Raw genomic sequence first — 10,332 nt, 5'->3', positions numbered from 1 at the left:
TGCTTAGCGGACGGACCGGATCAGCCCTGATAGTCCCACGGGTTGACGATAGCTATTCCTGTATCCAGGAAATCCGACACGTTGCGTGTTGCAAGCACTGCTCCTCGCGACGCTACAATTGCGGCGATCTGAGCATCGAACTGGGTGATTGGTTTGCCGGCCCGACGCCGCGATGTTGCAATGAAAGAATATGCGCCCGCGGCTTCACTATCGAAGGGAAGAACTCTTCCGGCGAAATCCTCTTCGAAGATCGGGAGAATGGCAGCCTCCAATTCGCTTCGGCGTCGGCCCGCGGGCAGCAGCCGGAGGCTGTAAAGGATTTCCGCCTCTGTCGTTGCCGTCGTAAAGATGGCGAGAGGAGGCTGGGCAGCGAGCCAAGCTTCAACTACCTGCGATGGCGATGGCGCCAATAGTTCCGAAATGACATTCGTGTCGAGAATGATCATGGATCGAGATCGACCGGGCGGATTAGTTCACGTGGGGCAATATCCAGTACGACCCCACCGCTTGCAGTCATACGACGACGAATTGTCTCGGCTAAATTGGGATGACGCTTTTCTTCCGTCGATAAGGCCGCTCGCAGAATATCTCGCGCCTCATCCTCCATCGATCGCCCATGCGCGGCAGCGCGAATGCGCAGCCGGGTCTTTAGATGATCATCGATGTTGCGGATCGTCATACTGGCCATAGAAATGTCCTGTCATCAATGATTGCATATCAATCATTGATGACAGATCTGGCAAATCAAGACCAAGCAGCCGATCCGTGATCGAGATTTCAACCACCCGCTCTCTTTTTCGCGAGAGCGAGTGGAGAGGTCCTAATGCGCCACGTCAGGGTTGGCGGACTCCGGCGCTGCCGTCGACTTAACCGTACCCTTGAAGACACGGCGCACCGAGACGAAGAGCAGCGGGATGAAGAAGACGCCGAGCACGGTAGCCGAGATCATGCCGCCCATGACGCCGATACCGATCGAGTTCTGGCTGCCGGAGCCGGCCCCGTTGGCGATCGCCAGCGGCATGACGCCAAGGATGAAGGCGAGCGAGGTCATCAGGATCGGCCGCAGGCGCTGGCGCGATGCTTCCAGCGTGGCGTCGATCAGGTTTTTGCCCTGGTTCTGCTGCTCGATGGCGAATTCGACGATCAGGATGGCGTTCTTCGCCGCCAGACCTATGGTCGTCAAGAGGCCGACCTTGAAGTAGACGTCGTTCGATTGTCCGAACAGGGTTGCAGCCAGGAGCGCACCGAAGATGCCGATCGGCACCGACAGCATGACGGCGAGGGGGATCGACCAGCTCTCATAGAGGGCGGCGAGAGCCAGGAACACCACCAGAATGGAGATAGCGTAGAGCTGGGTCGCCTGATTGCCCGAGAGCTTTTCCTGGGCCGAGAGGCTGGTCCATTCGTGGCTGAAGCCGGGCGGCAGGGTCGCCATGATCTTGTCGATCTCATTCATGGCGTCGCCCGAGGAGACGCCCGGCGCGGCCGCGCCCTGGATTTCGACGGCGGAGGAGCCGTTATAGCGCTCCAGGCGCGGCGAACCGTAATTCCATTCACCGTTCGAGAAGGCCGAGAAGGGCACCATGTCGCCGCTGGAATTGCGCACGTACCAGCGACCGAAATCCTCGGGCTGCATGCGGAAATCCTTGTTGGCCTGAACATAGACGGGCTTCACACGACCGCGGTCGATGAAGTCGTTGACATAGGTGCCGCCCCAGGCGGTCGACAGGGTCGAGTCGATATCGGCCAGGCTGATATTCAGAGCGCTCGCCTTTTCCTCGTCGATGTTCAAGGAGAATTGCGGCGTATCTTCCTGGCCGTTCGGACGGGTGCCGGCAAGCTTCGGATTCTTGCCGGCAGCCCCGAGCAACTGATTGCGGGCAGCGATCAGTGCCGCGTGACCGGCACCGTTGATGTCCTTGATGAAGAAGTCGAAGCCGCTCGAGCTGCCGAAGCCGGGGATGGCCGGCGGCGCCAGCGCAAAGACGTTGCCGTCCTTGATCTTCGAGAAAGCGCCCATTGCGCGGCGTGCGATCGCTTGCGCCTTGGATTGCGGCGTCTTGCGCAGGTCGAAGTCCTTCAGCCTCACGAAGACGAGGCCGACGTTCTGGCCCTGACCGCTGAAGCCGAAGCCGGCGACGGCGAATGCGCCTTCGACATAGTCCTTCTCGGTGTTCAGATAATAGTTCCTCACCTGGTCGAGCACGGCCTTGGTGCGTGAATCCGTGGCGCCCGGCGGCAGCTGAATAGCGGTCAGCAAGATGCCCTGGTCTTCGTCCGGCAGGAAGGAGCTCGGCAGGCGGTTGAACAGAGCAGCAACGGCGCCGCCGATGAGGACGAATACCAGCAGGAAGACGATGCTGAGGCGGATCATGCCGTGAACGCCGCGCTGGTAGCGATGCGTTGCCCGCTCGAAGTTGCGATTGAACCAGCCAAACAGACCGCGCTCTTTGGCGCCATGCTTGGGCTTTCTCAAAATGGTGGCGCAAAGGGCAGGCGTCAGGATGAGAGCAACGATGACGGACAACACCATCGCGGAGACGATCGTCACCGAGAACTGCCGGTAGATGACGCCAACCGAACCCGAGAAGAAGGCCATCGGGATGAACACGGCCGAAAGCACGGTTGCGATGCCGATCAGCGCGCCGGTGATTTCCTGCATCGACTTGATCGTGGCCTCGCGCGGCGACAGTCCCTCCTCCTCCATCACGCGCTCGACATTCTCGACCACCACGATGGCATCGTCGACCAATAGACCGATGGCGAGCACCATGCCGAACATGGTCAATGTGTTGATGGAATAGCCGAACAGCGCCAGCACGCCGAAAGTGCCGAGGAGCACGACCGGGACGGCGAGCGTCGGGATGAGCGTGGCGCGGATGTTCTGCAGGAAGACGAACATGACGATGAAGACGAGTACGATGGCTTCGAACAGCGTCTTGACCACGTCCTCGATCGACAGCTTCACGAAGGGCGTCGTATCGTAGGGATAGACGATCTCCACATTCGGCGGCAGCGTCTGGCTGAGATTGTTGATGGTCGTGCGGACCGCTTCCGCCGTATTGATGGCGTTGGCGCCCGAGGCCAGCATCACCGCCAGGCCGGCGGAGGGATGACCGTTATAGGTACTCGACGTCGTGTAGCTCTTGGCGCCGAGTTCGACAGAGGCGACGTCATTCAGGCGAACCAGCGAACCGTTCGGCTGGCTCTTGAGGATGATGTTGTTGAACTGCTCGGGCGTCTGCAGACGGCTCTTGGCCGTGACGGTCGCATTGAGCTCCTGGCCCTTGCGCTGCGGCAATGCACCGAGCTGGCCGGCCGAGACCTGCGAGTTCTGGGCCTGAATGGCAGAGACGACATCCGACGTCATCAGCTGGTATTTGGCGAGCTTGTCCGGATCGACCCAGATGCGCATGGCGTAGCCGGAACCGAAGATCTGCGTGTTGCCCACGCCTTCGATGCGCTTCAGCGTGTCGTTGAGGGTGCTGTCGACGTAGTCGGCAAGGTCGTTCGAGTTAAGCTTGCCGTCGGTCGATACGAAGCCCACGACCATCAGAAAGTTCGACGTCGACTTGGAAACCACGATACCCGTGGATTGCACGGTCTGCGGCAGCTGCGCGGTGACGAGTTGCAGCTTGTTCTGCACCTGCATCTGCGCGACGTCGGGATCGGCCTTGTTGGTGAAGGTCAATGAAATCGAGGCCTGACCCGTCGAGGTCGAGGTCGAGGTCATGTAGTCGAGGTTGTCGATACCCGTCATGCCCTGCTCGATGACCTTGGTCACCGAGTTTTCGACGGTCGCCGCGTCAGCCCCGGAATAGGTGGCGCTGATGCTGACCGTCGTCGGCGCGATTTGCGGATATTGCGAAATCGACAGGGTGAAGATCGAAAGTGCGCCCGCCAGCATGATGACGATGGCGATCACCCAGGCAAAGATCGGCCTGTCGATGAAAAAACGAGACATCGTCTAACCTCACTTCTGGACGCCGGAGGCGGCTTTCATATCGGTCTTTTCCAGCCCGGCCTGCTCGGCAGACGGCTTGCCATCGGCGGCTGCCTGCTTCACTTCGCCGGTCGCATCGTCGATCGTTACCGGAGACACCGTAACTTCCTGACCGTCGCGGACGCGCTGAACGCCTTCAACGATTACACGATCGCCGTCGGCGACGCCCTGGTTGACAAGCCAGCTATTGCCGATGCTGCGTTCCACCTTCAACACCCGCTGCTGTACCTTGCCCTCCGCAGTCACGAACATGGCGATCGGTTCGCCCTTCGTGTTGCGGGTCACGGCGCGCTGCGGCACTAGGAAGCTGTTTTCGGCAATGCCTTCCTGAATGGTGGCGCGAACATACATGCCCGGCAGCAGGATGCGATCCGGATTAGGGAAGACGGCGCGGACGGTAATCGTGCCGACCGTTTCCGCGACGGAGGATTCGGCAAACTGCAGCGTGCCGGTTTCCTTGTACTGACTGCCGTCTTCGAGCGTCAGGTGAACCGAAACATTGTTGCCGCTGGTCTTCAGCCGGCCTTCCGCGACGGCGCGGCGGAATTCGAGCAGGTTGGTGCTAGACTGCGTGACATCGACATTGATCGGATCGAGCTTACGGATGGTTGTCAGCGCCGTGGTCTGATCGGCGGTGACGAGAGCGCCGACCGTTACCGTGGAGGCATCGACGCGGCCGGCGATCGGTGCGCGCATCTTGGTGTAGTCGAGATTGATGCGCGCCGTTTCCAGCGCAGCCTTTGCGGATGCGACGTCGGCATTGGCCTGGGCCAATGTGGAAATCGCGTCGTCGAGGTTCTGCTTGCTGACCGCGTCCTGCTGGGTGAGGCTCTTGTAGCGATCGACCTTCGACTGGGCACTCGGCAAGGCGCCTTGGGCCTTTTGCAAGGCCGCGGCGGCGCTGTCATAGGATGCCTGGTAGGACGAAGGATCGATCTCGTAGAGTACGTCGCCTTCCTTGACTTCGCTGCCTTCCTTGAAATTGCGGCTGCGGATGATGCCGCCGACTTGCGGGCGCACTTCGGCGACAAGATAGGCGCTGGTGCGGCCAGGCAGTTCGGCGGTGATGGCGACGGATTGCGGATGCAGCGACATCGCGCTGACTTCTGTCTTTACGACCGGCGCATTGTTCTGCGCGGAATTCTGCTGGTTGCAGCCGGCCAGTAACATCGCAGCGATCAATCCTGCGGCGGTCAGCGATGAGCGGCCGGCTGAAAGGCGGTTGGATGTCGGCGGATATACGAGTGCAGAAGTGGGAGGAGCGAGCTTTCGCACGTTGCTATTTCCTGTTGCCTTATTTATAGTACCAAGTCGTACCGAAAATATTTATACAGCGTCAAATGTCAATCGTATTCGGTTGTTGGGGTCAATTCGGTGTGCTGACAAAGGAACGAACAGCCAAGGCCGACCAGGCTGCCACGCGCCGCCCGCGCGGTCGTCCGAAAACCGTGAGCGACGACGCGCGTCGTGCTGAGATCGTCAGAGAGGCGCGAGCGATCTTCTACGAACTCGGATATGCCGGTACAACCATGGATTTGGTTGCCACGCGATGCCGGATTTCGAAGCAGACCCTCTATAGGCTGTTTCCGAGCAAGACCGATCTGTTTGTGGCCATCATCGCCGAGCATCGCGCATCCATGCTGGCCCTGCCGCGGCCAGACGATGAGAACCTGCCGTTCGACAAGGCGCTCGAGCAGATATTCATGATCGATATCGATGAAGATCAGGAGCGTGAACGGGACGCTTTTATTCATCTCGTCATCAGTGAATCGCAACAATCTCCGGAGATCGCGATGTTGCTGCATACTTACGGCGGCAAGCAATCGCAGCTGATGTTGGCGGATTGGCTTCTTGAGCAGCAGCGGCGCGGAGTGATCGAGATTGCCGATGCGGCAAGCGGCGCGCGCATGCTGATGAGCATGATCTTCGATGCGATGATCTCGAGACCGGGCCGTCCCAAGGATTGGACGGACCGCGAAATGCGGTTGCGCCATCTGCGTCATTGCATCGCAATCTTTACTGCCGGCGTCCGGCCGCGCAAGGACGGCTGCTAAACCGCGCCGCTAGAGCGTTTCCACTTTTCTTTGCATCGCGAAAACGCTCTATGCTCTTATTTCCCAACGCATTCCTGACGGAAAACCGCTGCGCACTTTTCCTGGAAGTGCTTTAGCTTCCACCCGGCATGCGATAACCTCGTCGTTCTGACGGTCGCCTCATAAGAAAAATGCCGATATGCCTGGGGAGCCATACCGGCATCATTTCGTATCCGGCAAAGGCCGGAATTATTTAAATTCAGTGTGCCACCACTTTTGCTGTGTCCGTTCCCGTTTCGAACAAGGGATTGGGCAAGCCATTTTCATACATTTCCTGCAACACGGCCCCGAGTGCCAAGTCCAGGCACCAGACCGGGAATTCAGCGTTCAGGTTTTTGGCGCTTTGCCGTGCATAGGTGATGAGCCGAGCGATTGATGCCAGTTCCTTGAGCGAATCAGGATCCTGGTATGCTGCGTCGATCGGAAGTGCTGATGTCATTTCGTACCCTCTATTGCCCCCGTTCCCGGCAGACGAATCGTGTCTGGCCGGGAACATGAGCAAACCGTAACGAAAGTTTTACAGCTTGGCGCGTGACATGCAGCGTGACACGATGCTTGGTTGCGGCAAATTCCGCTCTTACCGCCTCCAAAGGTCAGGCAAGGAGAAAATCGCAACGAGGCGCAATCTTGGCGCCGATCGCTTGACTGGCCAGACCGGCCCGCACCGCAGTTGTCGGCAATAATTCTGCGCCGGCCCAAAGCAGCAACTTTCGGCCTGCCTCGGATTGACGGCATCGTTATTCTCGCGGGAGCGGCAGCCTTAGTTGCGCAGGCCGACCGACGCGTCCGCTGCATGCGGAATATGATTTGGCAGAACGTCGGAAGCGTTTGCCAAGGACTTGATCAACGTCAGCACGGACTGGCGAATGCTGGGATCATTGATCTTCATGAACGCCTTGTTGAGGCTGAGGCCTTCTTTCGATGTCAGGAAGTCCGACAGATCTTCCAGACCATTGATCGCGCCGAGGCCATCGGTGTTCAGCGGCTGCGAATTATCCTGCTGGAAGAAGAAGGCAACCGGTACCGCCAGCACGCCGGCAATCGCCTGCAGCCGGCTGGCGCCGATGCGATTGGTGCCCTTTTCGTATTTCTGCACCTGCTGAAACGTCACGCCGATCTGTTCGGCAAGCCGCTCCTGACTCATGCCAAGCATGAGACGGCGCGTGCGCACGCGAGAGCCAACATAGGCATCGATCGGATTCGGTACTTTTGCACTCACGGCGCAATCTCCTTATCACTTAGGGGCTGGTGGAAACACCATGCTCGTACCCTTCTCGGGAAGGGACGCGTCCTTCATCTGCCCGCAAAATGTGCGTTAAATATGAGTGTAACTCAACTAAAAGTCTTTTGCTGCAAAGTTCATAATCCGCCCCCGCATAAACCTCAGAAAAGCTGATTCGCGTCAATGCGGATTGAAAATGGAGGATGGCTTGCAATTGTAGACGGGGCAGAGCGGGTTATCCCTGGTGGGAACATAAGCGCGGCTGGCATAGTCGGAGATGCCGCATTGCCCGCGGCCGGCCACATAGCGGTCGTACAGAACGGGGCCGCCTCGGGACGAAGGATAGCGCAATATTACCGCCCGTTCGGCTGCGACAAGCTGCTGCACCGATGCGCAGGTCTTGCCGAGCGACTCGTAGCGGGAAATCGCCCATGCCGGCCCGGCTACCGTGATCGTCATCAGGACAAGGGCTGCGGCAATGGTCCTCATCGGTGATCCCTCCCAGCGAAAGCGTTCCATCTTAGATAGTCGCGATGCGGGAAATGCCAAGGTGGAGGAATGCTCCCCGTTGTGTGGAAATCGGGCGTTCCGTCGCCGCTGCGGAAAACCGCAGACATTCGAAGCCAACAGGCGATAGCCAAGAACTTGCTTTCAGTTCAATGAAAGGTTGGGCGTGCATGTCTCTCCTGCTTCAGGAGGAAGCGCGTGCCGTGCCGTTGTCAATCGGCGCCGGTACACAATTGGAGAGGAGAACTTCATGCGTGCATCCAGCATTCTTAGATATTCGACGGCTTTTTCCATTGCGATAGCCGCAGCCGGATTTGCTGCCACTGCCGCCAACGCCGCTGACAAGATTTCCATCATGGTGGGCGGTTACGAAAAGCAGATCTATCTGCCGGCAAAGCTTACCGAAGGGCTCGGCTATTTCAAGGAGCAGGGGCTTAACGTCGAACTTCTCAACGAGCCGGCCGGCGTCGATGCGGAAAACGAAATGCTCGCAGGCGCCGTCCAGGGCGTCGTCGGCTTCTACGACCATTGCATCGACCTTCAGGGCAAGGGCAAGTTCGTCGAATCCGTCGTGCAGTTCAGCCAGGCGCCTGGCGAAGTCGAGCTGGTGTCGGCCAAGCATCCGGAAATCAAATCTCCCGCTGACTTCAAGGGCAAGAGCCTCGGCGTCACCGGCCTTGGTTCCTCGACCAACTTCCTGACGCAGTATCTGGCCATCAAGGCCGGCCTGAAGCTGGGGGAATTCACCTCCGTTCCGGTTGGTGCCGGCCAGACCTTTATCGCCGCCATGCAACAGGATGCCATTCAGGCCGGCATGACGACGGAGCCGACGGTCTCGCGTCTCCTGAAGACCGGCGAAGCCAAGGTTCTCATCGATATGCGCACGATGGCCGGGACGAGGGCCGCCCTGGGTGGGACCTATCCTGCTGCGTCTCTTTATATGCAGGAGTCGTGGGTCAAGGATCACAAGGATGAGGTGCAGAAGCTTGCGAATGCTTTCGTCAAGACGCTGCATTTCATCAACACGCATTCAGCCGCCGAGATCGCCGACAAGATGCCGAAAGACTTCTATGTCGGCGACAAGGAAGGCTATGTGAAGGCGCTTGAAAACGGCAAGGCGATGTTCACGCCCGATGGCGTGATGCCGGAAGACGGTCCGAAAACCGTTCTTGCCGTGCTTTCCGAGTTCTCCAAGAACGTACAGGGCAAGGCGATCGATCTGTCGAAGACCTACACGACGGAATTCGTCAAAAACGCCAAATAGTGCGCCGTAGCGTTTCCGGCGCCGGCGGCATATCGAGCCGCCGGCGTCCGCGTTAATAAAATCGCAATGTTCCCTCGCAGGGTTGCGCACTGAAAGCTGACTGAAAGGTTGCCCGCGCTAGTCTCGTTGAGCTTCGTGGAGGAAGCGCCTTTCCAGAGCGTCGTGTGGCGCAAGAATAAAACAGGAGGAGACATTGATGCGTCCATCGCGCACGTTTTTTCATGCCGTAGCCCTTTCCCTCGTCATGACAGCTGCTTCCCTTGCAGCCACGGCCGCCAATGCTGCCGACAAGATTTCCATCATGGTGGGCGGCTACGAAAAGCAGATCTATCTGCCGGCCAAGCTTGCCGAAGGGCTCGGTTACTTCAAGGATGAAAGCCTCGAGGTCGAGCTTCTCAACGAATCCGCCGGCGTCGATGCCGAAAACCAGCTGCTGGCAGGCGCCGTTCAGGGCGTCGTCGGTTTCTACGACCACTGCGTCGACCTGCAAGCCAAGGGCAAGTTCATCAAATCGGTCGTGCAGTTCAGCCAGGCGCCCGGCGAAGTCGAGCTGGTTTCGGCCAAATATCCCGATATCAAGTCCTTCGCCGACCTGAAGGGCAAGCGCGCCGGCGTCACCGGCCTCGGCTCGTCGACGAACTTCCTGACGCTTTACATGGCGTCGAAGGCAGGCCTCTCGCCGGCTGACATCACGCCTGTTCCGGTCGGCGCCGGTCAGACTTTCATCGCCGCCATGCAGCAGGACGCCATCCAGGTGGGCATGACCACCGAGCCGACGATTTCACGCCTGCTCAAGACCGGCGAAGCGAAGATCCTCGTCGATCTGCGCACGCTGAAGGGCACCGAAGAGGCGCTCGGCGGTACCTATCCGGCGGCCTCGCTCTATATGGATGCCGCATGGGTCGACGCTCATAAGGAAGAAGTGCAGAAGCTCGCGAATGCTTTCGTCAAGACGCTGCGCTTCATCCATACGCATTCCGCCGCTGAAATTGCCGAGAAGATGCCGAAGGACTTCTACGTCGGTGACAAGGATGGCTACATCAAGGCTCTCGACGCCGGCAAGGAAATGTTCACCGCCGACGGCGTGATGCCGGAAGATGGTCCGAAGACTGTTCTCGCCGTGCTCTCGCAGTTCTCCAAGAACGTCAAGGGCAAGACGATCGACCTGTCGAAGACCTACACGACGGAATTCGTCAAGAACGTCAAGTAAACAGTCAGAACGCCGCTTCCGGCCAGTTTTCAG

The 10,332-nt window shown here is 58.9% G+C and carries 10 protein-coding genes; 3 read left to right on the top strand and 7 right to left on the bottom strand.

Annotated elements, in window-relative coordinates; genetic code table 11:
• Window positions 1-20 precede the first annotated feature (20 nt).
• From FHT73_RS15000 to FHT73_RS14985, 4 genes are all read right to left on the bottom strand, one after another.
• Complete coding sequence (locus FHT73_RS15000; protein WP_183712573.1) at window positions 21-446, bottom strand: type II toxin-antitoxin system VapC family toxin; 426 nt, start codon at window positions 444-446, stop codon at window positions 21-23.
• Window positions 443-688 (bottom strand): plasmid stabilization protein, encoded by a 246-nt coding sequence (locus tag FHT73_RS14995; RefSeq protein WP_183712571.1) that lies wholly within the window; start codon window positions 686-688, stop codon window positions 443-445. Before FHT73_RS14995 ends, FHT73_RS15000 begins: the two co-directional genes overlap by 4 nt.
• Window positions 689-820: 132 nt before the next feature.
• On the bottom strand, window positions 821-3,964 hold the full coding sequence (locus FHT73_RS14990) for an efflux RND transporter permease subunit (RefSeq protein ID WP_183712569.1): 3,144 nt from the start codon (window positions 3,962-3,964) through the stop codon (window positions 821-823).
• 9 nt (window positions 3,965-3,973) lie between these two features.
• Complete coding sequence (locus tag FHT73_RS14985) at window positions 3,974-5,173, bottom strand: efflux RND transporter periplasmic adaptor subunit (protein WP_183713003.1); 1,200 nt, start codon at window positions 5,171-5,173, stop codon at window positions 3,974-3,976.
• A 206-nt stretch (window positions 5,174-5,379) separates the two neighbouring features.
• On the opposite strand from FHT73_RS14985, the gene FHT73_RS14980 reads away from it, so the two are divergent.
• The gene (locus FHT73_RS14980; protein ID WP_112607032.1) at window positions 5,380-6,057 is read left to right on the top strand and encodes a TetR/AcrR family transcriptional regulator; all 678 of its coding nucleotides are present in this window, start codon (window positions 5,380-5,382) and stop codon (window positions 6,055-6,057) included.
• A 238-nt stretch (window positions 6,058-6,295) separates the two neighbouring features.
• Here the strand turns inward: FHT73_RS14980 and FHT73_RS14975 are convergent, their stop codons facing one another.
• The 3 genes from FHT73_RS14975 to FHT73_RS14965 form a co-directional block, all read right to left on the bottom strand.
• On the bottom strand, window positions 6,296-6,535 hold the full coding sequence (locus tag FHT73_RS14975) for a hypothetical protein (protein WP_112336496.1): 240 nt from the start codon (window positions 6,533-6,535) through the stop codon (window positions 6,296-6,298).
• Window positions 6,536-6,856: 321 nt separating this feature from the next.
• Window positions 6,857-7,315, bottom strand: coding sequence for a helix-turn-helix transcriptional regulator (locus FHT73_RS14970; protein WP_015341544.1), 459 nt, complete (start codon window positions 7,313-7,315; stop codon window positions 6,857-6,859).
• Between the two features lie 183 nt (window positions 7,316-7,498).
• The gene (locus tag FHT73_RS14965) at window positions 7,499-7,807 is read right to left on the bottom strand and encodes a hypothetical protein (protein WP_112606626.1); all 309 of its coding nucleotides are present in this window, start codon (window positions 7,805-7,807) and stop codon (window positions 7,499-7,501) included.
• Between the two features lie 268 nt (window positions 7,808-8,075).
• Here FHT73_RS14965 and FHT73_RS14960 point away from each other — a divergent pair, with 268 nt between their 5' ends.
• Together FHT73_RS14960 and FHT73_RS14955 are read left to right on the top strand one after the other, a co-directional pair.
• Window positions 8,076-9,089, top strand: coding sequence for an ABC transporter substrate-binding protein (locus FHT73_RS14960; RefSeq protein WP_112606624.1), 1,014 nt, complete (start codon window positions 8,076-8,078; stop codon window positions 9,087-9,089).
• A 196-nt stretch (window positions 9,090-9,285) separates the two neighbouring features.
• Window positions 9,286-10,299 (top strand): ABC transporter substrate-binding protein, encoded by a 1,014-nt coding sequence (locus FHT73_RS14955; RefSeq protein ID WP_183712567.1) that lies wholly within the window; start codon window positions 9,286-9,288, stop codon window positions 10,297-10,299.
• The last annotated feature ends 33 nt before the right edge of the window (window positions 10,300-10,332 follow it).

It is taken from the genome of Rhizobium sp. BK098 (genome assembly GCF_014193155.1).
GTDB lineage: Bacteria > Pseudomonadota > Alphaproteobacteria > Rhizobiales > Rhizobiaceae > Rhizobium.
Note: the sequence above shows the minus strand (reverse complement) of the source record. Positions and strands in the feature narration are given on the sequence as shown.

Excerpts from the sequence above, each read along its gene's own strand:
- FHT73_RS15000 (WP_183712573.1), bottom strand. The coding sequence starts at position 446 with ATGATCATTCTCGACACGAATGTCATTTCGGAACTATTGGCGCCATCG.
- FHT73_RS14995 (WP_183712571.1), bottom strand. The coding sequence starts at position 688 with ATGGCCAGTATGACGATCCGCAACATCGATGATCATCTAAAGACCCGG.
- FHT73_RS14990 (WP_183712569.1), bottom strand. The coding sequence starts at position 3,964 with ATGTCTCGTTTTTTCATCGACAGGCCGATCTTTGCCTGGGTGATCGCC.
- FHT73_RS14985 (WP_183713003.1), bottom strand. The coding sequence starts at position 5,173 with ATGTTACTGGCCGGCTGCAACCAGCAGAATTCCGCGCAGAACAATGCG.
- FHT73_RS14975 (WP_112336496.1), bottom strand. The coding sequence starts at position 6,535 with ATGACATCAGCACTTCCGATCGACGCAGCATACCAGGATCCTGATTCG.
- FHT73_RS14965 (WP_112606626.1), bottom strand. The coding sequence starts at position 7,807 with ATGAGGACCATTGCCGCAGCCCTTGTCCTGATGACGATCACGGTAGCC.
- FHT73_RS14960 (WP_112606624.1), top strand. The coding sequence starts at position 8,076 with ATGCGTGCATCCAGCATTCTTAGATATTCGACGGCTTTTTCCATTGCG.
- FHT73_RS14955 (WP_183712567.1), top strand. The coding sequence starts at position 9,286 with ATGCGTCCATCGCGCACGTTTTTTCATGCCGTAGCCCTTTCCCTCGTC.